Raw genomic sequence first — 25,771 nt, forward strand, 5'->3', positions numbered from 1 at the left:
ATAGGAAACTTCCGGAGTCTCTGAAGGCTCGTCGCCTCAATACTTAACTAGTCGCCAAGTTTGACGACCCGGTCGCTGAGCGCCTGGATTGCGGCTTCTGGCGTTTGTTCGTGGACCAAAGCGGCGCGGAACTCTTCCGGTGTGAACTTGCCATCAATGATGTGATCCATCAGCTCGAAGAAGGGCGCCCAGAAGCCGTCTTCGTCTAAAAAAGCCATCGGTTTGGCGTGCAATCCAAGACGCGCCCAGCTGAGCATTTCGACGGCTTCTTCGAGAGTACCGATCCCGCCTGGGAGCACGATAAACGCATCGCTCTCGTCGAACATGCGTTGCTTGCGCGTGTGCATATCATCAACGATTTCATGCGGCACTTCCTCGAAGATTCGCTCTTTCTGCAGCAGGAAGCGCGGCATAATGCCTAGCACATCCCCACCTTCAGAATGGGTGGCGCGGGCGCAAGCTCCCATGAGGCCAACGCCGCCTCCACCATAGACCAGTCGAATGTTCTGATGAGCGAGCGTGCGACCCAGGTCCTGCGCGAGCCGCAAATAGTCTGGCTTCACATCATTCGAGGAGCCGCAATAAACACAAACTGACTTTAACTTGCCCATACATCTTACTTTCGATTCAAACCCTTGGACCCTTAAAGGAAGTTATCTCCAAACACTAGGAAAAAGCGCTGTCGTGATCCGGGGTGGGGCATGAAGCGTCAGTGATCTAAGTCCCGACTGTGATAAAACTGCGACTGATTGTCATTTTCGTGTCTAGTTGCGATTGATTTGCAATCTCGATGAGTCTATGCGGAGATCAATTAGTATTGAGGAATGGGACTCCATGTATCGTTTTCAAGCGCAGCTCCTCTCAGCTGTTGCCATTTCCGCGCTGGCTGCAAGCCCGGCATCCCTCGCGCAAGACGCTTATGATAGCGAAGCACTCGTGCAAGATGCGGTGGTTGTTGTCGGACAATATCTCTATGCCGATCAGGTCAATGCGCTCAAAGCGCCGACGCCGATCATTGATGTGCCGCAAAGCCTGTCAATTGTAACTGCGGATCAGATCCTGGAGCGCGGCTTTAACAGCATTGGCGATGTGATTGATTACATTCCTGGCGTGAACAACACGCAAGGCGAAGGCCATCGCGATGCGATCGTTTTCCGTGGGGTTCGGTCGACAGCGGACTTTTTTGTCGATGGCGTCCGTGACGATGTCCAATATTACCGCTCGCTCTATAATCTCGAGCAAGTTGAGGTTCTGCGTGGCCCAAATGCGCTTCTGTTCGGTCGTGGCGGCACGGGCGGCGTTCTAAACCGCGTCACCAAGAAGGGGGCGCTTGGCGAGCGTTTCAACAGCTATCAAGCGGGCGTCGACTCGTTCGGCGGGTTCGATCTTGCTTTGGATTCAAATTTTGACGTGTCTGATAATGCGGCGATCCGGATCAACGCGTTTTATGAGAGCCTCGACAACCATCGCGATTTCTATGATGGCGATAATTACGGCATCAACCCGACCGCGCGTATCGCATTGTCGCCCGAAACAACGCTCGATCTGTCCTATGAATACGCCAATCATGAGCGCTTCATCGATCGTGGTATCCCGACCGGAGACGATGGCGAGCCCGTCGAAGCCCTGAAAGACATCACGTTTGGCGATGCGGATCTCAACACAGCTGAGTTTGAAGCGCACATTCTTCGCGCCAATTTGCAGCACACATTCAATGACAATCTAAAAGGCAATGTCACTGTCGCTTATGGCGATTATGATAAGCTGTATCAGAACTTCTACGCGTCTGGATACACCGAAGCCACGAACATTGTTCAGCTCGACGGCTATGTGGATACGACGCAGCGCCAACGCTTCACATTGGCCGGTAACCTTGTCAGCGAGTTCGACACAGGGAGCATTGGCCACACGATCATTGGCGGGGTCGAATACCTCGATACCAGCAATGACAATGACCGGTTCAACCCGGTTTTCTCTTCGACTGGAAATGACCGCGAGACCTTCCTCGCGACGCGTCCACTGAACTTCCGCAATGGCGCTGGCGTCAATGCTGCGGGTGACCCCGTCACAATGAGTTTCTCAGACATCAACGACCGCAATGAAGCTGACGTTCAGGTCATGTCATTCTATGTCCAAGATCAAATCGAAGTGAACCAATATGTCGAAATCCTGCTCGGCGCGCGCTTCGATAGTTTTGAGATCGATGTCACTGATACAGAAGATCCGACAGCGCCGATCTCCCGCAGCCGCACTGATGAGGAAATCTCTCCGCGTCTCGGTTTGATCGTAAAGCCGCAAGAAAATATCTCGCTCTATGCCAGCTATAGCGAGTCTTTCTTGCCGCGTTCTGGTGGGCAATATGCGTCGCTGAGTGATAGCACCGAACAACTTGATCCGGACATTTTTGAACAAGCTGAAATCGGCCTGAAATGGGACTTCCTCGATACCCTCAGCCTGACCGCGGCTTATTTCGAAAATGAGCAGACCCGCACCCAGCGCAATCAAACCGATGATGGCTTCGAAACCGCTCGCGGCCTCAAAGTCGATGGCTTCGAAATTCAATTGCAAGGCCAGCTGACCGATTATTGGTTCATCTCGGCCGGCTATAGCAATCTCAGCGGCGAAACCTCCTCAGGCGCGGAACCCCGCGAATTGCCGGAGCAGTCCTTCTCCGTTTGGAACAATTTCGAAATCAATGACAAGCTCGGCTTCGGTATCGGCGCGACTTATCAAGACGAGGCTCTGATCAGCGACGGTTCGACAACCAGATTGCCGAGCTTTACGCGCGTCGATGCAGCAGCGTTCTACAATATCTCTGATGATTTGCGGATCCAACTGAATGTCGAGAACCTCACGGATGAGGTCTATTTCCCGACTTCGCATAGCACACACCAAGCAACGGTGGGTGCACCCCTGAACGCTAAGATCACAATCAGTGGTCGGTTCTAGCGTTTCCTCCCCGGCGCTGCAGGTTCGAGAGAATCTGCGGCGTTTTTGGATTTGAAATTCAGCCTGAATTAATTTCCGCTCTATGCAGATTGTCCGACCCGCCCCATATGGCGGGCTATGACTGCTCACTCTCAAACTGCGGACCAAGATAAAATCGAAAGCGCCGATGGCGGCATTGGGATCTCGATTGGCCGGATCCTTAAACTTTTGGCGCGCCCTGAATTAAAGAAATGGCGACCCGTTATGGTGCTGGCCATTATCCTGACCTTGGCGTCCGCTGTATTGGAAGTCGCTGCGCCAATCATGGTCGGGATTGCGGTCGATAAACTGGTTCCAGATGACGCTGGTATCGTCGCAGGCTTTGGGCCCGCCGCCATGTGGATCGGATTGGCGCTCAGCATACAGTTCTTGGCCCGCGCGATGCCGCAATTGCGGGATTGGTTGTTTTCGCCCGTGAGCCAAGATGCCCAGCGGATTGCTTGCGTGGATGCTTTCGGTCATGCGCAAAGCCTATCGCTCGGTTTCCACCAAACTCGCCGCACTGGAGCGCTGAATCGCGTGATCGAGCGAGGGGCGGGCGCGATTGATTACCTCATTCGGTTCCTCGCTTTCAATATCGGTCCGACTTTCGTTCGATTGATCCTGGCGGCGATTGCGCTTGCTGTTGCTTATGATCCAAGGCTTGGATTAATCGCGGTTTTCACCGTCTTTATCTATGCCGTAGCAACCATCATGATAACCGAGTGGCGCGTCCGCCAACGTCGCCGCATGAATATCGCCGACACCCGCTTTCGAGGCATTTCCGTCGACATTCTCACCAATTTCGAAACCGTAAAGTCATTCGCGGCGGAGCGCAGAGAAACCCGTCGCTTCAACGACGCGATGCAGAACTATAATACGCATTATGTGGAAACCGCTCGCAGCATGTATGTGCTGAACGCGACCCAAGCATTCGTAATGATGTCCGGCATGGCCGCCGCGCTCATTCTCTCGGCTTGGAACGTGACTCAAGGCGTTATGGAGATTGGCGGCATCATCGCAGTGCAAATGCTATTTGTATCGCTCTACGCCCCCCTCAACATCCTCGGCTGGGCTTGGCGGGAAATTAAGCAAGGCGCGGTTGATTTGGAAAAGCTCTATGGCCTGCTCGGCATGAAGCCGGAAGTTGCTGACAAGCCAGATGCCGTCACGCTCACAAAGCCGCAAGGCTGCGTAACCTTTGAAGGGGTTGGGTTTACGCATGACGCGCGCGCGGTCGGGGTGAAGGATATCAGTTTCGACCTGCCAGCCGGTAAAAAGATCGCGTTCGTCGGCACCTCCGGCGCTGGCAAATCGACGCTCTTAAAGCTCTTATTCCGCTTCTATGATGTGTTGAGCGGGCGGGTTTTGGTCGATGGCCAAGATGTGCGGGACCTGACCCAAGAAAGCCTGCGCCAGGCCTTAGGCTTGGTGCCCCAAGATGTTGTCCTGTTCAATGAAACGATCAAATCCAATATCAGCTATGCCAAGCCTGATGCGAGTATGGACCAGTTGCGGGATGCGGCACGCCGCGCGCAATTGCTCGACTTTATTGAGAGCTTGCCAGACGGTTGGGACACGAAAGTTGGTGAGCGTGGCCTGAAACTCTCTGGCGGTGAGAAACAGCGTGTCGGCATTGCCCGTGTGATCCTGGCCGACCCAGCAATCCTAGTCTTAGATGAGGCGACCTCAGCGCTCGACAGCGCCACCGAAGCTGCCGTTCAGGATGCTCTGGATGAAGCGTCAAAAGGCCGAACCACGCTGATGGTCGCGCACAGATTATCAACCGTCCAAAACGCTGATGAGATTGTCGTTCTGAAGGCAGGAGAGGTAACCGAACGCGGGACGCATGAAGACCTCTTGGCAGCGAAGGGCGAATATGCCGATATGTGGGCGCGTCAGGCGAAGCGCGATGCGCTTGCAGTGGCGGCAGAATAGGAGACCCCGGTTCCATGTCCGATAGTGATTTAAGTCGCGAAAGTTTTCCCTGGTTGCGCAGCGGCTTCGACTTAGAGGGCTATGTCGGCGCGCTTGCCGCCTGGCTTGTTGGGATCTTGCTCGGAATCATTTGGGGGCCGTTGTTCTGGCTCGGCTTCGTTGCCGCGATTGTTATCCTTTTGGCGACGCGGACAGCGGAACGCACGGTTCCTGATGCTGAAGATATTGTTGTTGCGCCGACGGACGGGATGATTGTCTCCGTCGATGGAGCAACTCCGCCAGATGAGCTGCGGCTCGCAGGCGGCGGCTGGACGCGGGTCCGCGTCTCTGTTGGGCCGACGAAAACAAATGGCATCTACGCGCCCATGGATGGCGCGATTGATCATGTCATTCGCGAGACCGGCGATCCGGCGGCCTTCGCAGCGATGAAACCGGATCGCCCGGGGCTGACCGTCGCGTTTGTGGCGCTGGAAAGTGGTGCGCGGTCTGTTGGTATGCGCTATGCGACCGGAGGACTTGGGCCGCGTTTGGAAATCGACAAAGAGGCCGGCGATGCCGTGCGCTTAGGACGCGGAATTGGGACGCTACGTTTGGGCGGCTGGTATGATCTTTATGTGCCCGCCAATATGAACGTTCTGCCCATTCCAGGACAGACACTTATCGGCTCCGAGACGATCATTGGGCGGTTTGGCGGCGCCCCGGCTGACACCGTTGCGCGTGATCTCGCTGAAGAGCCAGAGACCCCGGTTGAAGAAGAGGCGGGCGACGCGCCTGTTGAAGCGGAACTCGTCATCGATGAAGACGACGAACTCACCCTTGAGGCGCTCTCAGGCGAAGATGAGCCGGCCGAGAAAGAAGACGAAGATGTCTCCGAAATGTTTGCACGCCTCAAAAAAGAAGCCCGCAAAGTCCAGGATGACGAGTAATCTCGCACAAGACTGCACGACGTTCATTGACCTTTAAGACAATCACGGCCAAGTGGCGCGCGTTATTGCGCGATTAGACGCGCATGGCCCTGGCAGCGTGATTCCCCCCGTAAGTGTGCGGGATGAGCTGGCGCCTTTAGACACGATTTTCATAAACGCCCTTGTTCACGCAGGCCGTTCTCGATCGCACCAGACGAAAGACTTTGCGTGACTACATTTTCAGAATTGAACCTGCATCGTCAGGTTCTTAAAGCCGTGACGGCCGAAGGCTATGAAACGCCGACGCCCATCCAATTACAGTCCATTCCTCATTTGCTGGAAAAGCGTGACCTACTTGGAATCGCACAAACCGGCACGGGCAAAACGGCGGCATTTGCGCTGCCAACTCTCAATCATCTCAAAGAGGGCAATCAGAACCGCGTGCCAAAGCGCACCAAGGTCCTGGTCCTGGCGCCCACGCGTGAGCTTGCCGCCCAAATCGCTGAAAGCTTCCAAACCTATTCCAAGTTCATGGACTGTGTGACCCAGACCGTGTTTGGCGGGGTCAAAATCAACAAACAGATCCGCGCTCTTGAAAAGGGCTGCCATGTCTTGGTTGCGACGCCTGGGCGCTTGTTGGACCTGATGAATCAAGGCGCGGTGCACCTGAGTGATGTTGAAGTCCTGATTCTCGATGAAGCTGATCAGATGCTCGATATGGGGTTCATTCACGATCTCCGGAAAATCATCGCGCAAGTGCCGAATGAGCGCCAAACGCTTCTGTTCTCCGCGACGATGCCGAAACTGATCTCAGATCTCGCAGAAAAGTATTTGCGCGATCCTGTTCGGGTGTCGGTTGCGCCGGAAAGCACAACCGCAGAGCGCGTGACCCAAGGCGTGATCCACGTCTCCAATAGCAATAAGCTGCAGCTGCTCGGCAAACTGCTCGATGATCCTTCGATCGATCGCGCGCTGGTTTTTACCCGCACAAAACATGGCGCGGACAAAGTCGTTCGCAAGCTATTGGCTAAGAAATATCCGGCGATGGCGATCCATGGCAACAAATCGCAGCCGCAGCGTCTCAAGGCGCTGGCCGCGTTTAAGAATGGCGATTGCCGTATTCTGATCGCCACCGATATTGCTGCGCGCGGCATCGACATTGACGACATTTCGCATGTGATCAATTTCGAGATGCCGAACGTGCCCGAACAATATGTACACCGGATCGGCCGCACCGCTCGTGCCGGTCGTGAGGGCGTTTCGATTTCTTTGGTCGCTGAGGATGAGCTCTACTATTTGCGCGAGGTCGAGAAAATCACTCGCGTAGAGGTGGAAGTGCTACCGCCGCCAGAAGGCTGCGAAGATCTCATTCTGCCAACCCCAGATCCCAATGTTCGTGTGCGCAAGCCAAAAGGCCCGGCGCGACGGTCGGGACGCAATCAAGGACGGGGCGGCCAGCAGCGCTCCGGCAATGATCAGCCATCAAAGGCAAAGGCCCGATCACGCAAGCGTCCCGGGAAAAATCAACGGCGTCGTGATCGCGAGAAAGTTGCGACTTAGTCTTCAGGAACCGAATTCATCCAATTGAAGACCGGTTTCAGCGGTAAGACCCAACCGATCCCGGCAACAATGAAAAAGATCAAGCTTAGCCATTTCGGCGCGGTGGCCAACATCGTGCCAATCGTGGCGGCGCCCCAAATCCAGAACGCCAAAAAGAGCAAAACCGCGATGCTGGCGATGAGTCTGCGTTGCGACTGGGGCATCAACTGTAAATTCCTTGTTGCTGCGACCGTGTGGCCGCTTGCTGTTCGAGCTTAGAGCTTCAAATAGAGCGCATTATGCCTGACGCAACTTCTCCCATCGCCGCACGCTGGATTCAACGCTGGCTGATTGTCATCGGTCTCATGGTCTATGCCATGATCCTGATTGGCGGTGCGACTCGTCTCACTGATTCAGGGCTGTCGATCACGGAATGGGCACCGATCAAAGGCGCGCTGCCGCCACTGAGCGAAGCGGCCTGGCTCAGTGAGTTCGAGAAGTACAAAGCGACCGCTGAGTTCCAGCAGCAGAACTACAATATGACCCTGTCGGAATTCCAGTTCATCTATTGGTGGGAATGGGGGCATCGCCTGTTTGGTCGCTTAATCGGATTGGTTGCGATTGGCGGCTTCATTTGGTTCGCCGCCATGCGCTGGCTATCCAAAAAGTGGGCGGCGCGACTGGGTGTGTTGATCGCCCTTGGCGGTCTGCAAGGCTTTATTGGCTGGTGGATGGTCGCCAGCGGTGTGGGCGAGACCGACCGGCTAGATGTCGCGCCCTACCGTTTGATGACACATTTCGGACTGGCGCTCTTGATTATCGCGATCACGACCTGGTTCTGGTTTGACCTTAGCGAGCAGGAACCAAAACCCGCTGGCAGAAAACTTCGATGGCTAGCGATTGGCGTCCTGGGTCTCACCAGCGTTCAAATGATGACTGGCGCCTTAGTTGCTGGCTTGGATGCTGGGCGATCCTATACTGATTGGCCGCTTATGGCAGGAGAGCTCGTGCCATCTCATTATGTGGATGCCGAACTCGGCGTGCGGAGCCTGTTTGAAGGGCGCGCGGCCACCCAGTTCAATCACCGGGCAGGCGCCTATTTGCTGTGGGCGCTGTCGCTGTTTGCGGCGTTCCAGGCTCGCGGAACCTCTTTGTTTAAAGGGTTTGGCCTAATCGCTCTTCTGGTCTCTGCTCAAGCGATCTGGGGAATCATCACGCTCATAAACGCGGCCCCGTTGCCGATCGCCTTGGTTCATCAAGGACTAGGCGTCTTGGTCTTGCTTGCCGCGATTTGGATTGTTTGGGTTACTCGTTCGCAGACGGTGCCGAATAGCCAAACGGTTCCAGTGTAACTTTGCTTGGATCAATGTAGGTCACGGTGTGAGCGCCGGTGCTGGCTTGGCCAGAGATGACCAAAACACCGCCCGGATAACCGCCGCCGCGCGCGTCGCCAGTTCCCGCCATGTCTGTCGGAATGGCAGGTGGGCGAACGGTGATGCCCTCCAACACGTCAAACTCGAGCACCTCGCCGGAAGGCGTGACCAATGTGTACCCGCCCAGGTCGTCCAAGATGAACCGGTAATTCTTGCTGCGATTGTTTAGATCCAGCGCCGCTAAAACTTGCCCAGAATAGGCGACGTCCTCAGAGTCTGTCAGGACGCAGGCCGTGATGTCTCGGTCAGCCCGCGCGGGTTCGTCTACGAGCAAAACAAGATTGTCGCCAATCTCGACCAATCGACCGAGCTTTAACTCTCGCCGGTCCCCTTGGGTCCAAAAGCCGATTCGCATGACCCCATCGCGCTCAAAAGTTGGCGCCCCGCTACATAAGCCCTCAATCAGATCATCCGTTCCGGCATCAAGTGAATAGGGCAGGGGCTCAAGCAAATCCCCGCCATGGATGTATAAAGACAAGTCCCCATCTTGGGTGATGCCAGGAAATACGGTCACAGGCGTGTCTTGTAGGCGTAGGAATCGGCCATCCGCGACCTGTGACACTCCGATATCGGCTTTATCTGTGACCCGTTCACCCTCGAGATCGAGGAATTGCAGTCCGCCATCTACAAAGGCGACCGCGACCGTCGATCCAAGCTCGCCGGCGACGCCAATACTCCTAATCGGGCTCCCCAGGTCATTTGTCTGCCAAACGGCGGGCAGTGTCAGCCCTTCTGTTTCAGGCATTTCCGCAGTATCTACAGGCGGCGCAGGCTCATCGTTTTCCACAGGCGTGTCCGCTGGGGTGCAGGCGGCTGCAAGGAAAAGCAGGATCATCGCCGAAGGCGCGTTGACAAGGCGTTTCGCGGCGCGTAGATGCGGGCGCTTGAACATTATCCAATAACTCCGAATGAGAGGCTCCGCCGGAGCAATGAAAACATATAACGCACCTGCCGACGTTGAGAACAAATGGATCGTCATCGACGCGACCGATGTCGTCGTGGGTCGTCTTGCTTCCTACGTTGCAAAACGTCTGCGTGGCAAGCACCGCGCTGACTTCACGCCTCACATTGACACGGGTGACTTTGTTGTCGTCGTCAATGCTGAGAAAGCCAAATTCACTGGCAATAAACTGAGCGACAAAATCTATTACCGTCACACCGGTCATCCGGGCGGTATTAAAGAGACGACTGCTGGCAAAATTCTCGACGGCCGTTTCCCTGAGCGGGCGATTGAACTCGCTGTGAAACGTATGCTGCCGAAAGAAAGCGCAATGGCTCGTAAGCAGTTTAAGAAACTGCGGGTCTATGCTGGCGCTGAGCACCCACATGAGGCGCAAGGCCCAGAAGCGGTGGATTTCGCCTCTATGAACACCAAAAACACGAAGGTCGCCTAAGCATGGCTGAGACTGCACAATCCCTCGAAGACCTGAAAAACGTCACCGAAGGTGAAGGCGCCGCTGTAGAGCTGGAGCCGATCACTGCGGAACCAAAGATTGACGAGCATGGCCGTTCTTATGGCACAGGTCGTCGTAAGTCGGCGACAGCCCGCGTTTGGCTGAAGCCAGGTTCTGGTAAAATCACCATCAATGGCAAAGACCAAGACGAGTATTTCGCTCGCCCGGTTCTGCGAATGGTACTTGAGCAGCCGCTGATCGAATCTGATCGCCGCACTCAGTATGATGTTGTTGCAACCGTCAAAGGGTCTGGCCTTTCTGGTCAAGCTGGTGCGGTTCGTCACGGTATTGCTCGCGCGCTGGTCAATTTTGAGCCAGAACTGCGCCGCACCCTGAAACCATTCGGCTTCCTGACCCGTGACCCACGCGTTGTTGAGCGTAAGAAGTACGGCCGTGCGAAAGCCCGTCGTAGCTTCCAATTCTCTAAGCGCTAAGCGTTACGGTTTAATCAGACACGTGATAAAGGCGCTCCAGCGGGGCGCCTTTTTCGTATTTGGAAGAAAGGTTTGGCGATGAAAACTGATGCACCACTTAAAGCCGCCGTTTTAGGCGCTTCGGGCTATACGGGTGCTGAAACCGTGCGCCTGCTGGCGGGACACCCGCGGGTTGAAGCTGTGGCGGCGACCGGACACAGCCTAGCAGGGCGGCAATTGTCTGGCATTTTCCCGCATCTGGCGGGTCCCACCGATCTTCCGGTCGTAAAAGCTGATGATGTGAACTGGGACGAGATTGATGTCGCCTTCGGGTGTTTGCCGCACGGCACCAGCCAAGATTTGATTGAGACCCTGCCGGATCACGTGAAAGTCGTTGATCTTTCAGCCGATTATCGCCTCCGCGATGCTACGCTTTACGCGCAGACTTATGGGCGTTCGCACTTGAATGCGGCGCGAACGGCGACAGTGAAATATGGATTGTCTGAGTGGCGCGGCGCCGAGCTCGAAGGCGAAACCCTGGTGGCGTGCCCAGGCTGCTATCCGACCGCGAGCCTTATGGCGCTCCTTCCGATCATCACTCTGATCGATCCAGACAGCGTCATCATTGACGCCAAATCGGGGGTGTCCGGCGCCGGGCGCGGTTTGAAAGAAGGCAATCTGTTCTCCGAAGCCGCAGAAGGTGTGCACGCTTATGGCGTTGGCACGCACCGACATGCTCCTGAAATTGAACAAGAATTGAACCTGGAAGCCGGTCGCAGTGATATTGGCGTAACCTTCACGCCCCACCTTATTCCAATGACGCGTGGCGAGCTCGTCACCTGCCATGTGCGCGGCGATGTCGAGCAAATTCAAGCCGAGCTTGAGGCCAAATATGCGGCAGCGCCCTTTGTTTCGGTTCTGCCGCTTGGCTCGCCGACGCCGGATACGCGACACGTGCGCGGGACGAATAATTGCCGCATCGCGGTCTATCCCGACCGGGTAAAAGGCCGCGTCGTCGTGATCGCCGTGATCGACAATTTGGTCAAAGGCTCTTCTGGCCAAGCGATCCAAAACTTGAACTTGATGATGGGGTGGGACGAGACACTCGGGCTTTCCGGGCTGCAAGCTCTCTTCCCGTAAGGCGTAAAATGACGATTGAAATCAAACCTCTGACTGCGCAGGACGAAGCCGTTTGGAGACAGCTCTGGACAGGCTATCTCGTGTTCTACGAATCTTCTGTCGAAGAAGCGGTCTATCAATCCACGTTTCAACGCCTGCTAAGTGCAGGGGAATATGAGCCAAAGGCGCTTCTCGCCTGGGATGGCGATCAGGCGGTCGGCCTGGTTCATTATATGTTTCATCGTCATTGTTGGCGGGTTGAGAATGTTTGCTATCTGCAAGATCTCTTCGCAGCCCCGACAGCGCGCGGAAAAGGCGTGGGTCGGGCATTGATTGAAGCGGTGTATGCCGCCGCTGACGAGGCTGGCTGCCCGGGCGTTTATTGGAACACGGCGGACGACAATCATACTGCGCGATTGCTCTATGACCGGATTGCCAAAAAGACCCAGTTCATCAAATACCAACGCACGTAAACTTAGCTGAGCCTAAGCCTCGGGCTGATCAAGAACGGTGATGAGCGGCGGGCCTGCCGTGACGTCTCCCAATTGCCAGATTGGTTCATTTTTTGCGGCAAAATCGGCGAGGACGCGATCCGACTCCGCTTTGGATATCGTCGCGAGCAAGCCGCCGCAGGTTTGTGGATCGAATAAGATGTCCTTAAGCGGACCGTCCGGCATTTGCAGGTAACTGGCCTGCGCCATATTCGATGGCCAAAGCGTAGACCGGATACCTGCCTTCGCCGCTGCAAGCGCGCCGTCCAAAATCGGAATCTGCGATCCATCAAGAGTCGCTGCGACGTCTGAAGCGATGAGAATGTTGAGCAAGTGACCCGCCAAACCAAACCCGGTGACGTCTGTCATCGCTGTCGCGGCGCTTGCCAGAATTTCAGACGCGGTCGCTTGGCTACGTAGCATGCTCTCGATCGCGGCCTGATAGTGATCGCCGTCCGCCACTTGGCGCATTTCTGCTGCGAGTAGGACGCCGGTGCCGATAGGCTTGGTCAGGACGATCACGTCTCCCGGTTTGGCGCCGTTTTGCTGAATGACATTTGAGCGCGCGATGCCAGACAGCGAAAACCCGATCGTCAGTTCAGCTCCGCTGCTAGTATGTCCGCCGGCGATCTTCGCGCCACTGGACTCGATGACCTCTCGCGCGCCAGCCATGATTTCCCGCAGCATGTTTGCTTGTTTATAGCGCGCGAGTGGCGGAAGGATCACGTGGCTGAGGGCTGTTTCCGGCGAGGCGCCCATGGCCCAGATATCCCCCAAAGCGTGGGTGGCGGCGATTTTGGCTTGGATGTAGGGATCAGGAGAGAAGGCGCGAAGATGATCGGTGCTGAAGACTTGCACATGATCTTCACGCTGAAGGATGGCGGCGTCTTCCATACGGTCCGGCGCGGCACCCAAGCCGGTTGATAGCGCACCTTGCGCGACTTTGGCCCCGCATCCGGCGCAGGGATTTTCGTTTTCTTGTAGATATTCCGAAACCCCAAAAGCGGCCTTTAATGGCGGTGATGGAGCGGGCATTTCCATAACGGTTCGGAATTGATCCATGAATTTTCGATCGATGCGATCTTTGAGTCGCCAGACCCAATCGCCGGAGACGCCGATGCCCCATTTATCGGTGACTGCAGCTTGGCGACCTATAGAGATGAGCTTGAGATAGTCTTTTTGAGGCGAATAGGTGCGCCGCGTTCCTCCGGAGAGTTCAGCTCGTAAATTATCAAACAAAACGGGCGCTTGGCGCACCGCAAAGACGCCAGCTTTGGGGCGCGGGGCGTGTGAGAGGTGCGCGCAATCCCCGGTGGCATAAATGCTTTCCGTGCCGATAGCTTGCAGGTGGTCATCGACGGAAATGTATCCGTCACTCAAGTTTAAGGCCGTCTCTTCGAGCCACGCATGCGGGCGAGCGCCTGCGGCGCTGACGACAAAATTGGCTTTGATCGCGGGAATCTGAGAACCCGTATGCACGCCGTTCTCGGAAATTTCAGTGACGGTCGTATTTAGCACGGTCTCGACATGGGCCCGGGCTAAAGCCTCGATTAGAACCCGGCGCGCACGGCTGCCGAGCTCTGCTAGAATCTCCGACTTGGCCTCAATCAGCCGCACTCGGCCGCGTCCGCCAAGTTCTGTTTCTAGTCGAAAGGCCATCGCCAGCGCAAGTTCCACGCCAGCGACGCCGCCGCCAAGGACGGCAATTTCTGGTGTGACACCGGTGGACGTCGCGCGTGCCACCAAATCAGACCACGCGCGCGAAAAAGCCCCAAGCGGTTTTGCCGGGATGAGATACCGGTCCGCGCCTGGCAAATCTATAAGCCGAGAGGTGATCCCGATATCTATCGAGAGCACATCATAAGCGAGATCGGGAGATGCGCTGAGCTGAACGCGCTTCGTCTCCAAATCGAGGCCGACCGCATGATCCACGACGAGGCGCGCATTCGCCTGCCGGGCTAGTTTGACCAAATCGATATCGAGTTCTTCTCGCTCATAATGCCCGGCAACAAACCCTGGGAGCATGCCTGTATAAGGCGCTTTGACCTGCGGATTGACCAGCGTGATCTGGGCGCCCGGCAATGGCGACATCGCCCATTTGCGCAAGACCAGCGCGTGCGCATGCCCGCCGCCGAGCAAAACCAGGTCGCGCGTGATCGGAAGTGGGCGAGAGGCGTTCAAAATCTATCGGTCCTTTGTTGATCTTTCGGGTTGCAGATTGAGGCGAAAAACGCAATCAGCCCGATCTTCCGACCGGGCTGATCAGATGGATTTGCAGATGAGATCAGTCGGTGAGCGCGCTCACAACTTGATCATAAACCGCGGCGGCTTTGGCGCGCATTTCCTCATCATTCGCATCCTGGATCGGATGATCAACGAGGACGAACCGCGCCCCGTCCATGCCGAGCGCTTCGCGCTGGGTGACGGCTGCATTATGAAACTCGCTTGAAGCAATGGTAACGGCTGGGAGGCCCTGGATTTCAAACCAGACTGTGTCGTGCATACTGCACGTCGTACAAGACCCTCAGTCCGCCAATCCTTCAACTACGAAATCGCATTCCGCTTTCATCTGTGCCCGTAGGTCGTCTGGACAGGGTTTGGTGAAGGTCGGCTTGGCATAACGCCGGACTTCAATGCCCGGCATTCGTTCGCTCATCAGGCGCTCAAGCTCATCGAGCAGAATATCGCCTCGTGGTTTGCGAATATCCATTAAACCGACCACACCAGAAACCTGCCCGGAGCGCGGCGTGATTTGCCGGCTGACGGGAACAGCTTCATCTGTGGGATCGAGAATTACGGTCATTCTTCCTCCTTCTTCTAAACGTCTTCAATTTTGCGCGACACCGATTGCGAGCCCGTCGCACCGGTCACCCAGCCATGGAACGCGCTCGAGAATTTGCCCGCATCGGATCCGGCAACCACCATATGGATATAGTCCGGACTGGCAAATTTCGGAACCAAACGGTCGAGCTGTTCGTCGCTGAGTTTGGCGGCAGCGTCCCGGGTCATTCCGGCGCCCGAGATATCATCGGCGACCATGTCGCGAAGCGGTTTGGTGGTGACGTCTTGGATCCGGTCACGCAGGCGGGTTTTCTCATAGGGGCCGTCTCGCATCAGCGTGTCGATATGCTCTGGGCATACGACCAACAACGTGTCGACCGGCATCATATGGTATTTTGGTAGGAACAAAGACTCCAGGCCGAGCGCGAGGGAGCCTGCGACCTCATCTGGCGCGCGAGATTCTTGATCCACGATGTGAACCGGCCCGGAGGTCATCGCAAACGCGGTGACCACAGAATCTTCAGCTCTAAAACCGCGCTCAACATGTAGTGGCGCCCAAGGGGAGCGTTCTTCCCATTCCGCGAAACACATGGTGATTTTCATCGGATTGCCGAGCGTCGAGCGGTCGGTGCCGCCGGGCTTGGCGCCACCAATATTTCGAATGGCGAGACGCACCGCGCGGCCGATCGTGGCATTGGCGCGGTTGCCACTGCCGAGCGCACCGAGGCCGCTATTCATGCCAATCTTTTCCCGGATCGGACCGTTCACGACGAGCACTGGCGAAGCACCCATCGTCGTGGCCATCACGCCATGGATGTTGAACTCATCCGTGCATATCGCTTCGATCGCCGCGATGATGACGGGCAGATATTCCGGTTTGCACCCGGCCATCACGGCATTGATCGCGATCTTCTCTATCGTAGCCTCACCCATGTTTGGCGGCATTTGCGCGATCACCTCTTGCGGATCTCGGCGGGTTCCAGCGAGCATACGAATGACCCGTTCGGGCGTCGGTGGAACCAGCGGTAAGCCATCCGAGAAGCCTTGGTCGAACATGAACTCGGCCACATCATCGGCGCTGGCGACTTCGATCTTCCGGGCTCGGATCGGGCTGTTTTCAGCCTCGGCTTTGAGCCGGTCATGGATGTCTGGATCGAGATGTTTGGAGCCGCATCCGGGGCGCCAATCTGGCAACGCTTCCCAATCGATTTGCGCGGGCGCGCATTTAAGCGCGGACCCGATGTCTGTGTTGAGGGCCTGCCATTCAGATTTCACGAAGCCTTCAAACAGCGTGTCAACTTCGGTCCCGTCGGGGCACCAATAGACCGCCGGGACGATATCGAAATTATAAGCGAATGAGGTCTTTAGCGCGGTATCATCCAAAATCGGCAGGGTTAGGCCGTGACGGTCTTTGAGGATCAGAGCGCCGTCGCGCGTTTGACAAATCATCCAGACATTTGCGTCTGCGGAAAAAGCTTTGTTCATCGCCTCGATCTGAGGCGCGGCGAGATTGCAGGTCTCGCAGTCTTCTTTGACAAAACAGAGCAGGGTCGGCCGCGAGGATGGAAACGCCCGGGTGTCGCCGTTCAGGTCTTTCAGTTCGAACCCTGGAGCTTCCGTCATGACTTTGCCTTCCGCGTTTGCAGAAAACTATGCGGAGATTCCGGGCTTTGTCCACGCGTGGCGCAGCGTCACGCAATTGGCGGAGGCGGATGGGAATCGAACCCACCACACGCCGATAACGACGCGTCGCTGGTTTTGAAGACCAGGGAAGCCACCAGACTACAGTCGCCTCCGCATGGAAGCAGACTTAATCTTCGCGCCTTAGACTGCAAGCCTATTCCTGGTCCGTGCGAGGTTGGAATGTGCGCAAATTGCCATCGCGTTTGGTGAAGCCGATGTCATCGAAATGCTCTAAAAGTGGTACCACCGTCTTTCGATTGGTCTTGAGTACCTGCCTTGCTTCGCTGGTTGTAAACGGTCGCGCATCTGGAAAACTATCCTCCAGGGTGCGGATGGCCTGACGGATGCTTTCGGAATGGAGCAGTAAAGACTGTTTCAAAGCGTGATTATAGAGCCGTACAGCGTCATGGGACCAAAGCATCAGCTCGATCATATCCTCTTGGTCGCCGGTCATGTGAGCATCGTCAAATAGCGGTGTTGGGGTCAGTCCCATTTTCAAAAGCCGCGTCTGTGTTGCGACATATGTCGAGAGATGCTCATCGGAAATAACTGTCATTGGCGCATGAGAAGGGAGAGCGACCCCATCTGCGCGTCTCTCAATGCGGGTTTGAGCGATCAAGGTTTGCAGAGCCAAATCCAATAGCGATTTGGGAGCTTGGCGAAACTCTTTCTCAAGCTCAGTTTGAGGCATATGTGGCCGCATCGGGCGTTCGGCGTGAAACGCAGCGACCACCTCAACAAGCTTTGGCGACATAGCTTCAATATGGGCGCGCGAAAAAGCTGTCGTCTCGTCTTGGAAGATGAAGTCTGCGGCCAACGCCGTCTGACAAGCGTCTACTGAACAGCGAGCCAGTCGTGACAGGGTCGATAGGTCGACGCAGCCGCGATCGCGCTCTGCCATGAGCTCCGCATGCGAGAGCAGGTCGCCTTGTTGCGCCGCCTCTAAGACTTGAATGTGGAGTGCTTTTTGGCGCGTCACCAGTCGGGCTTGCGGATCCAAAATCCTGCCGCCAGCGACGGTTTCGGCAGTCGCTGGCCGCCGCAAGATGAAACGCTGACCCCCGAAAGCGATTTGAGGCGATTTGAACTCGAGCTGCGCGACAGAATTGTGTTCGGTCGGGGCAAACAGCCGAACCCGCGCCGAGCAATGGCGCGTTCCGAACAGGGCGGTGACCTCTTCCATATGGCGTAGCGGACGACTGTCGCGCGAGGGCTGGTCGAGCGCCACATCAAACCGTTCACTCGCTAGGAAAAGATCCGATCCGCAAAGTGTGTCGCCTGGCTTCACGTTTTTTGCGCTTATGTTCCGCAAATTGACCGCGACGCGATTTCCGGCTGTGCCGCGGTCCACGGAGCGCCCGTCAATTTGTAGACCTCGCACGGCAGCCAAGTGCCCTGCGGGTTGCAGCGTGATAGGTTGGTCTATCTGCAGATCGCCACCGAGCAAGGTGCCCGTGACAATTGTGCCGGCGCCATCGGCGGTAAAAACGCGATCGATTGGAAGAAAGGCGCAGTCTGGTTCGGGCCGAGAGCGATCTGTTTGAGTTAGCTTTTGTAAGGCGGTCTTGAGCGGCTCAATTCCGTCGCCTGTGGCACTGGAGCAGGGGATGACAGGCGCCGCAGGAAAGCCAAATGCGTTCAATAATTGAGAGACCCCATCTATGGCCGGGGACGACAATTTCTCGTCCATGAGGTCTGATTTTGTCAGCGCCACAACCGTGTCTTGGATGCCAAATAGGCGCGCGAGTCTTAAGTGTTCCACGGTCTGTGGCGCGACCCCCTCGACAGCAGACACGACCAAGAGAATAGCGTCCGCACCGCTTAAGCCAGCCGCCGCCGTTTGGATGAAATCGCTGTGACCCGGCGCGTCGATGAAATGAAGATAGCCGCCCTCGGTTTTGGTATTGGCGAAACCGAGAATGATGCTGAGCCCGCGCTTTTGCTCCTCCGCTAAGCGATCCGTCTCCGTGCCAGTGAGGGCTTTAACGAGCGAAGTCTTGCCGTGATCGACATGGCCGATGATCGCAATCGTTTTGTCCATTAGCCCGAAACGGCGCTCCCGGCGGCTTGGATAATTTCAGCGGTCTCAGTATCAGAGATCGTGCGCGCATCGAGCAAAAACTGATCCTTGGTTATGCGGCCGATGATCGGCACGGGGCCGCTACGCAATCGTTCGGCGAGTTCATCGGGTGAAAACGGCGGTGCCTCTAGCGCAACCGCGAAGCTCGACAAGTCTTGTTGAGGCAGCGAGCCCCCGCCGGCGCGCGCTTTCGATGATAGAATTACGGTCTGCCAACCAGACTGCGCCGCCAACCCGTCCGCGAGTTGTTTTGCTCGCGCATAGACGAGGTCGATGGGTTCGGCGAGTTTGCGGAGCACCGGCACGCGCTCAATTGGATTATTTGGCTCTCGATAGAGGTCCAAGGTCGCGATCAAGGCGGCAAGAGAGAGTTTGTCGATCCGCACCGCCCGCGCCATCGGATGCGCTTTGACCCGGTCAATGAGGTCTTTGCGGCCCGCGATGATCCCGGCTTGAGGCCCGCCAAGCAATTTGTCACCCGAGAAGGTCACCACATCGACCCCGGCGTCCAAGACGTCTTTCACCCTCGGCTCATCGGGAAGACCATACGGCGCCAGATCGACCAAGACGCCGCTGCCAAGATCCTCGACCAAAGGTAAGGCATTTGCGCTGGCAAGCTTGGCCAAGTCTTTTCGGTCGGGGGAAGAGGCGAACCCGACCACGGCATAATTGCTGGTATGGCTCTTGAGGAGCAGGGCGGTCTCGTCGCTGATGGCGGTCTCATAATCGGCGAGATGGGTCTTATTTGTAGTTCCGATTTCTCGGAGCTGGGCGCCGCTTTGCGCAATCACATCCGGCATACGGAACGAGCCACCAATTTCGACAAGCTCGCCCCTGGAGGCGATCACTTGTTTCTGGTTTGCCAGCGCGCTTAAGACCGTCAGGATCGCGCCAGCGCAATTGTTCACGACGATTGCCGCTTCCGCGCCGGTTAGCTCGCAAATCAGCTGCTGAGCATGCTGGTGACGAGAACCCCGTTTTCCTGTGCCGATGTCGAACTCAAGGGTTGAGTAAGATGCAGCGACGGCTTGGGTTGCGGCAATTGCTTCCGGTGCCAGAGGCGCGCGCCCGAGATTGGTGTGAATGATCACACCCGTGGAATTGATCACGCGGTTTAGTGAGCCTTGCCGTGATTGGTTCAGCGAGGCGGAGATGTCTTTCCAAAACAGGGTTTCTGACCGAATGGCGTCTGGCATCGGCGCGTCCGCTAAGATGGTCGCGCGGGCAAGATCGATTTTCTCACGCACAGCACCGGCAACGCTGTTTCGGCCATAGACCGCGATCAAGTCTTCGGCTGATGCCGACTCCAACAGAGTTTGGACTTTTGGCAGCTGTCTTAGGTCATCGCGCATTCGATATTGTTTCCGATGACAAGGCATCGCGCAACCCGGCGCTCAGATCGCTCTATGCCGCGTTCAGAACTTTGCGGGAATAGTCTTGCATTTTGCTCGAGAGGATAGGGCGGCTGAACAGATAGCCCTGACCAACGTTGCAATTAATGCTCTTCAACAATGTCATCTGATCCATGGTTTCTATGCCCTCGGCCACAAGGTCGACGCTCATTTTGTTTGCGAGCTCAGCGATGGACTGCATGACCAACACACTCGCTTCATCGGTCGCTTTTAACAGGAAAGAGCGGTCGAACTTAATTTTTTGAACCGGGAACTCGACCAAATAAGACAGCGAAGAGTAGCCAACCCCGAAATCGTCGAGGACAATCCTGAGACCTGCAGCCCGTAACGCTTCGACCGTGGATTTTGATCGATCCCAATTTTGGATCAGCGAGGTTTCGGTAATCTCGACTTCGACTTGATGCGCTTCAAGGCCAGCGCGTTTGGCTTGCCGGATCACAAAATCGGCGAACTCATGCGAGTTCAACGATCGCGCTGAGGCGTTCACCGAAACGCGCTGATGGGCACCCAACCAGGTCCCGGCGCTGCGCAATGCTTTTGCAATAATCAGACGATCGAGCACCAGCACAAGCGAGGTTTCCTCAGCAATCTCCACGAACTCAGCGGGGGAAACAGAGCCGAGCGAGGCATCTTTCCATCTCGCGAGCGCCTCATAAGCGACAACGGCGCCGGTGCGTAAATCGACCTGAGGTTGGAAGGCAACATTAATTGCGCGGTGTTCGATTGCGGTTTTCAAAGCCCGCTCAACTTCGAACTTTCGGTTGGCCTGGCCGTCGAGCATTTTGTCGAAGAAGATATACTGGGAACCAGCTTTTTCCTTGGCAACAAAGGCCGCCATATCTGCCTGTTGGTAAAGGCTTTGGATCGATTTCATACTGCCATCTGATAGAGCGATACCGATTGAGACATCAAACTCGATATTGACCCGGCGCGCCTCAATAGGGTCACGGTTCAGGTCTGCAATCTTCGCACCTAGGGTGTCGAGCTGAGTGAGTTTTGTTTGGGTCGTCTGCACAATCGCAAACTCGTCCCCACCGAGACGGTAGACGTCGCTATCAGGGCCGACCACCGCTTTTAGGCGCTGGGCAAAAACGGTCAGGACTTTGTCGCCGACATCGTGACCGTGGGTGTCATTGATCTGTTTGAAACGATCAAGATCCAGAATCAAAAGCGCAGGATTGACGCCATTCCCATGCTGCATGATCAAGCGATCCATATCGATTTGAAATGCACGGCGGTTCCAGAGGCCGGTGAGGGGATCGGTCAGGGCCATGGTGCGAATGCGCGCATTGTCTCGGTTAAGTTCCGTGCTCTCATTTTGAGTCAGGCGCGCAAAGTAAAAGACCAGGAGCCCGCTTATCATGGTCACGGCGCTCGAATAGGCGATAAGAGTGACGCTGGATTGCGAAATCTCGCCATGCTGCATCTGACCAGATACAATCACGCCATAATAGGTCATCAGCACCAAGAGCGTTCCGATCGCGCTCGCTTTCGCGCCTGAAGAGAACCCCATTATCATCGGGATCAGAGCGAGCGTCATCAGCGCAGCGTTGTCGGTGACCCCCTGCAGCAATGAGCTGTACCCTAATAGCGTGACCAAGAAGCAGCCATAAATCAGCCCGATCAAGCCGACTGAACCGGCCGTGCGGATCGCCGCTAAGAACAGGGCGGAAATGCAGATCAGTACCAGACCACCACCCCAACCAATTGGTGCAATCCCGGCCTCGCTGGGAAACGTTGTAATGAGCGGTAGGAGCGGGGTTGCAACGAGGCAGATTAAAAAGAGTAGGCGTCGTTTCTGCTGTTCTGCTTCAGGCATCGCCGATGGCACGCCCACAACCTGATCTACGAGGTTGGTTAAAGCGCCGCTCTCATCTGCGGGTGGCGCGTAATTTATCGTAGCTTGTGACTGTTCAAATTGGTTCATGGTTTCTGCGGTTCTCAATTGACCAGCGCGACATTGCTGAAATTGTCGCTAATGGTCTCAAACGCAGAATTTAAAGATTGTGCATTATCGGCGTCGAAGAAGTATTTCGGCCGGGTCGCGCAATCCAATAACAGGGCCTTGGTGTCTCGATCATCCAACTCAAAGGCAATTGTGTAGAGCTCTATCCCTTGAGATTTGATTTCATCGCAAACTTCTTTGGTGATCTTGTCCGCCTTTTTGCGGTTTTGTCCTGAATGGAGGCCATCTGCTGCCGGAGATCGCGTGTTCGCGCCATCTGACATCAAGACGAGGGCTTTGCGGCCTCGTCTTGAAAGGTAACCCATATACGGTTCCGCTTCTTTATACGGACCTGTACTGGATAAGGTTCGCAGCCCCCAGATTAATCCAGTGGCCAGGTAAGTGTTTTGATCGGCGCGCAATGTGTTGATGGTCTTTTTTAAGGCGTCTTGATTGTTTGTCAGCGCGCGGATGGGGGTTGGGCAAGCCGCGGTCCCGTTTGTCGGTATGCCGATGATTGGCTCGTCAGCATAATCTGAATCGCTCATATTGTGTGGGCTTTTGCGTGATTTCACACAGCCATGCCACTCTTCGGTCCAAGTGGAAGTTTCGCACTGTTTGGGGGCGTGCTTGAGGTCACCTGGAAGGCAATTCCAACGCAAACACGTCTTCTCCACACCATCTTTCAAACAAGCATAGCTCTCGCGTGTGCAATTCGCCTGGTGCCAATTGGACTTGATCGAACATCTTTCAAAACTCCCCGACCGTGCCGGTTCGATGTCTAGCCAAGGCTGGCCGCGTTTGTCGGTGCCGACATTTACGTATGTCGCAAACGGCACAATCGACATTTTAACGGTGTCTGGATTGGCGCTGAGCAGTGTATCAATCATGCCCGACGCTGCCTCTTGCAAGGCAGTTAAGCGCGATCCTTGCATTGAGTAGGACGTATCAAGTACCAGCGCGAGTTCAGCGGCCAGAGGTTCACCGAAATGCGCCGTTGCGCCAGCATTGTAATTGAAACTGGATTTGCCGACCGCGCGCATCATAGATGTCGGCGCTTGTCCGCTAACGCTGACGCGAACGAGATCCCCTTTGCGCTCGAGTTCAAACGTATTCAGATCGAGCTGGGTTAGATCGCCCGTCCGCGCTTCAAAAATCTCTTTTGCTTTCGCCTCCAGCGCCGTGTCGTCGACATTGCTCTTCAGCGCCAAGCGCGCCGCAGAAACAGTTGCAACATCCACGGCGTGGGCGATCGTATCTTGGTTTGTCGCATGTTGGTGAACATCTTGAGCGGACCCAATAACAGCAATGAGCGGCAATAGGCAAAGCCCGAACAAGCCGCCCGCATTGCCCATAGCGTTGGGCAAAAAAATAGATCCAAAATTACGCCAGTTCATACACCCGCACCTAAACTGCCAGCTGATTGGTAAGTAGCAATCGCTTAGATATTATTGGTTGCGGTGTGAGAGTTTTAATCGAGTTGCATCGGAAAAATTAAGGTTTTAGGCGCGATTTTACCGTCGCCGACCGTAGAGGCGTCTAAACCGTCTCGGCTTCTTTTGGAGCTTCAGCTTTGCGCGTTTCTTTAGCTTTGCGAGGCTTAGGCAAGAGGCGGAAGCGTGTTTGACACCAAGCCCATCCGACCCCGACATCGAGCAAAGCGTCACCACGCCCGCAGGGGCACAGGAAAGGAAACACGCCCCATATCTTATAAGTTTCCCCTTTCACCAGTGGCACAGGTTCGCCTGTGACATGGTTCGGAGAGGCGTCCACACAGAGCACCAAATCACCATCATTTGCTTCATAAGACATTGTCGAACCTCTAGCACAATTGGAACTCGCCGCCCCCCGCTTGCAATAATTGTTCGCGCGTGGATTTGACCTTGAGCGAGTAGGGTGCGTGATCACCATTTCGTGAAGTCGAGCAGAACAGTCTGGCTTTCGCGGGTTTCGGGACTAGCGTCCGCGGCGGTTCCAATTTGGGGCTGGTTAGGGATGTTCATTGAAGGATAAAATCATGGAACTCACTCAAAGTCGCACCGTCAAGACGATCGCTCTATTGCTGCTCTTGGCCACGATTACGCAACCCATCTACACGGCGCTCTACTTGGGTGCGCCTGAGGTCGATCGTCAGTTCCTTTGGAGATTTGAAGGTCTGTTATTTGTGATGATGGCGGCCTTTGCGGGCTCTGCACTGGTGATGGCGAAACGCTATACTCTGGGCTTTTCAGCCATTGCCTTCAGCGCGGTTCTGAATGTTGTGCAGGTCGGCGTAGGGCTCACACAATTTGGCCCGTTTCGCCTTGCGGCGGAAGCAAATCCGGAGCTGGGCGGCGTTGCCTTCTCTGTCGTTGCCTTCTCATTCTTCGGCTATAATGCCGCGAAGATCTTGCTGGGTCTCGCCGCTTTAGTGTTTGGCATGGCGAAGATGAAAGAGGGCGGCAAAATGCTCGGCGGACTAACAGCGCTGGTTGGTGTGGTCGCGATTGTCGCCAATGCGCTGGTTATGATGTTCGGCCTAAATGGTTTCCTGCCGTCTCCCGTCGCCGGAGGTTCAGGCGTGCTGGCAACGTTGCTGCTCGCGATATGCCTGCTCAGCCTCCGTCACGAGGACTAACTCGCTTTATCAGGCTATGCTGGAACGGCGCTTTACAGCCGCTCCAGCATTTCCGCGTTTTTTGCGATGGCGCGTTCAAGGCGCTCTTCGGATTCAGCGAGGTTCTTCTTAGGGTCTTTATAGAAGGCGGTCATCTTCATCGCGTTCAGCAAAAGCCAGTTGAGGAAGCGGCCGGCAGGCTTCATCGGGCGATTGAAATCGAATAGTAAGATCACGCGCTCTTGATCGGTTTCGTTCCAAACTTCGTGTTCGTACGTGTCGTCAAACACGAACAATTCGCCAGGTCGCCAGGCGACGATGTCATCGTGGATGCGGATCCGGCATTTGTCTGCTTCGTCTGGCACGATTAGTCCAATGTGGGCCCGAAGAATGCCCTTAGTCACGCCCTTATGCGCCGGAATATGATAGCCGGGCGCGAGGATTGAAAACATCGCGGTTTGCAGATTTGGGATCGCTTCTAACAGCTCAGCGGTTCGAGGCGTCAGTTTCGTATTCGTCTCGAGCCGTTTGCCAAATCCAAACAGAATAAAGGTGCGCCAATTCTGGCCTTTTGCAAGCCGGTATTGATCGGGTGAAATATCCTGAAACCCGGGAATGATCTCCCGATAGGCGAGAACATCCTTTGCTTCTTTGAGGATGGTCGGCCATTCGGCTTGGATCGCGCTCAAATGTTCGAAATACTCGTTTGGAATGACCGGCGTATCCGGCACTTTTGACTGGCGAGACTGAAAACCCGCGACCCAACGAATGAGCTTTTTGCCGTTCTTTTTGATGAAGGCCCGGCGAGGTTTGGTCAGGGTTGCCGGTTTTTCGCTAATATTGGTGGTCGTCATGATCGCAGTACCAAACGGTGTTTCATCTCAAGGATGTTGGTTGAGACGGGTGTTTGCCACAAAAAATCCAAGACCCCCAATCGAAATCTATCGAAACACTGTTCACAATTGTTCACGACACTGAGGAAAATGTTGTTCCCCGCGCAAAAAATGTGACATGA

At 55.6% G+C, this 25,771-nt stretch carries 22 protein-coding genes and 1 tRNA gene; 10 read left to right on the forward strand and 13 right to left on the reverse strand.

The genetic code is table 11. From position 1 onward, the window contains the following. Positions 1-47: 47 nt before the first annotated feature. Positions 48-611, reverse strand: coding sequence for an LOG family protein (locus MY069_RS16565; RefSeq protein WP_482794894.1), 564 nt, complete (start codon positions 609-611; stop codon positions 48-50). A gap of 223 nt (positions 612-834) precedes the next feature. Here MY069_RS16565 and MY069_RS16570 point away from each other — a divergent pair, with 223 nt between their 5' ends. From MY069_RS16570 to MY069_RS16585, 4 genes are all read left to right on the forward strand, one after another. Beyond that, on the forward strand, positions 835-2,949 hold the full coding sequence (locus tag MY069_RS16570) for a TonB-dependent receptor (protein ID WP_482794895.1): 2,115 nt from the start codon (positions 835-837) through the stop codon (positions 2,947-2,949). Positions 2,950-3,066: 117 nt separating this feature from the next. Further along, entirely contained in the window at positions 3,067-4,905 is a 1,839-nt protein-coding gene (locus MY069_RS16575; RefSeq protein WP_482794896.1) for an ABCB family ABC transporter ATP-binding protein/permease, read from the forward strand. 14 nt (positions 4,906-4,919) lie between these two features. Continuing rightward, a complete protein-coding gene (locus tag MY069_RS16580) occupies positions 4,920-5,831 on the forward strand; it encodes a phosphatidylserine decarboxylase (RefSeq protein WP_482794897.1) in 912 nt (303 codons plus the stop codon). 207 nt (positions 5,832-6,038) lie between these two features. Continuing rightward, entirely contained in the window at positions 6,039-7,370 is a 1,332-nt protein-coding gene (locus tag MY069_RS16585) for a DEAD/DEAH box helicase (protein ID WP_482794898.1), read from the forward strand. Here the strand turns inward: MY069_RS16585 and MY069_RS16590 are convergent. Continuing rightward, the gene (locus tag MY069_RS16590) at positions 7,367-7,573 is read right to left on the reverse strand and encodes a DUF2842 domain-containing protein (protein ID WP_482794899.1); all 207 of its coding nucleotides are present in this window, start codon (positions 7,571-7,573) and stop codon (positions 7,367-7,369) included. The genes MY069_RS16585 and MY069_RS16590 overlap by 4 nt on opposite strands. A gap of 75 nt (positions 7,574-7,648) precedes the next feature. Here MY069_RS16590 and MY069_RS16595 point away from each other — a divergent pair, with 75 nt between their 5' ends. Beyond that, entirely contained in the window at positions 7,649-8,701 is a 1,053-nt protein-coding gene (locus MY069_RS16595; protein WP_482794900.1) for a COX15/CtaA family protein, read from the forward strand. Here the strand turns inward: MY069_RS16595 and MY069_RS16600 are convergent. After that, positions 8,655-9,674 carry a hypothetical protein gene (locus MY069_RS16600; protein ID WP_482794901.1) on the reverse strand — a complete coding sequence of 340 codons (1,020 nt, stop codon included), beginning with the start codon at positions 9,672-9,674 and terminating at the stop codon, positions 8,655-8,657. The two genes, MY069_RS16595 and MY069_RS16600, sit on opposite strands and share 47 nt — an antisense overlap. A 37-nt stretch (positions 9,675-9,711) precedes the next feature. Between MY069_RS16600 and rplM the strand changes: the two genes are divergently transcribed. From rplM to MY069_RS16620, 4 genes are all read left to right on the forward strand, one after another. Beyond that, positions 9,712-10,176 carry a 50S ribosomal protein L13 gene (gene rplM / locus MY069_RS16605; protein WP_482794902.1) on the forward strand — a complete coding sequence of 155 codons (465 nt, stop codon included), beginning with the start codon at positions 9,712-9,714 and terminating at the stop codon, positions 10,174-10,176. A gap of 2 nt (positions 10,177-10,178) precedes the next feature. Next, on the forward strand, positions 10,179-10,670 hold the full coding sequence (gene rpsI, locus MY069_RS16610) for a 30S ribosomal protein S9 (RefSeq protein WP_482794903.1): 492 nt from the start codon (positions 10,179-10,181) through the stop codon (positions 10,668-10,670). A gap of 78 nt (positions 10,671-10,748) precedes the next feature. Further along, positions 10,749-11,789 (forward strand): N-acetyl-gamma-glutamyl-phosphate reductase, encoded by a 1,041-nt coding sequence (gene argC, locus MY069_RS16615; protein ID WP_482794904.1) that lies wholly within the window; start codon positions 10,749-10,751, stop codon positions 11,787-11,789. Between the two features lie 8 nt (positions 11,790-11,797). Then, entirely contained in the window at positions 11,798-12,241 is a 444-nt protein-coding gene (locus MY069_RS16620; protein ID WP_482794905.1) for a GNAT family N-acetyltransferase, read from the forward strand. 12 nt (positions 12,242-12,253) lie between these two features. On the opposite strand, the gene selD is transcribed toward MY069_RS16620, so the two are convergent. The 9 genes from selD to MY069_RS16665 all read right to left on the reverse strand — a co-directional run bounded on the left by selD (position 12,254) and on the right by MY069_RS16665 (position 23,972). Continuing rightward, on the reverse strand, positions 12,254-14,440 hold the full coding sequence (selD, locus tag MY069_RS16625) for a selenide, water dikinase SelD (RefSeq protein WP_482794906.1): 2,187 nt from the start codon (positions 14,438-14,440) through the stop codon (positions 12,254-12,256). Between the two features lie 103 nt (positions 14,441-14,543). Continuing rightward, positions 14,544-15,062, reverse strand: coding sequence for a UGSC family (seleno)protein (locus MY069_RS16630; protein ID WP_482794907.1), 519 nt, complete (start codon positions 15,060-15,062; stop codon positions 14,544-14,546). Between the two features lie 14 nt (positions 15,063-15,076). Further along, on the reverse strand, positions 15,077-16,663 hold the full coding sequence (locus MY069_RS16635; protein WP_482794908.1) for a peroxiredoxin family protein: 1,587 nt from the start codon (positions 16,661-16,663) through the stop codon (positions 15,077-15,079). Positions 16,664-16,740: 77 nt separating this feature from the next. Continuing rightward, positions 16,741-16,836: transfer RNA gene (locus MY069_RS16640), tRNA-Sec, on the reverse strand. A gap of 41 nt (positions 16,837-16,877) precedes the next feature. Beyond that, the gene (gene selB / locus MY069_RS16645) at positions 16,878-18,764 is read right to left on the reverse strand and encodes a selenocysteine-specific translation elongation factor (RefSeq protein ID WP_482794909.1); all 1,887 of its coding nucleotides are present in this window, start codon (positions 18,762-18,764) and stop codon (positions 16,878-16,880) included. Further along, positions 18,764-20,155, reverse strand: a complete 1,392-nt coding sequence (gene selA, locus MY069_RS16650; protein ID WP_482794910.1) for an L-seryl-tRNA(Sec) selenium transferase — start codon at positions 20,153-20,155, stop codon at positions 18,764-18,766. Before selA ends, selB begins: the two co-directional genes overlap by 1 nt. Positions 20,156-20,207: 52 nt before the next feature. Further along, entirely contained in the window at positions 20,208-22,142 is a 1,935-nt protein-coding gene (locus MY069_RS16655) for a putative bifunctional diguanylate cyclase/phosphodiesterase (protein ID WP_482794911.1), read from the reverse strand. A 14-nt stretch (positions 22,143-22,156) separates the two neighbouring features. Next, on the reverse strand, positions 22,157-23,557 hold the full coding sequence (locus MY069_RS16660; protein ID WP_482794912.1) for a hypothetical protein: 1,401 nt from the start codon (positions 23,555-23,557) through the stop codon (positions 22,157-22,159). 142 nt (positions 23,558-23,699) lie between these two features. After that, complete coding sequence (locus tag MY069_RS16665) at positions 23,700-23,972, reverse strand: hypothetical protein (protein ID WP_482794913.1); 273 nt, start codon at positions 23,970-23,972, stop codon at positions 23,700-23,702. 205 nt (positions 23,973-24,177) lie between these two features. On the opposite strand from MY069_RS16665, the gene MY069_RS16670 reads away from it, so the two are divergent. Continuing rightward, positions 24,178-24,777, forward strand: a complete 600-nt coding sequence (locus tag MY069_RS16670; RefSeq protein WP_482794914.1) for a thiamine biosynthesis protein ThiC — start codon at positions 24,178-24,180, stop codon at positions 24,775-24,777. Positions 24,778-24,809: 32 nt separating this feature from the next. On the opposite strand, the gene MY069_RS16675 is transcribed toward MY069_RS16670, so the two are convergent. Continuing rightward, positions 24,810-25,610: an aspartyl/asparaginyl beta-hydroxylase domain-containing protein gene (locus tag MY069_RS16675; RefSeq protein ID WP_482794915.1), complete on the reverse strand. Its 801-nt coding sequence runs from the start codon at positions 25,608-25,610 to the stop codon at positions 24,810-24,812. Between the last annotated feature and the right edge of the window lie 161 nt (positions 25,611-25,771).

The sequence above is a fragment of the Hyphomonas sp. ske169 genome (assembly GCF_056850855.1).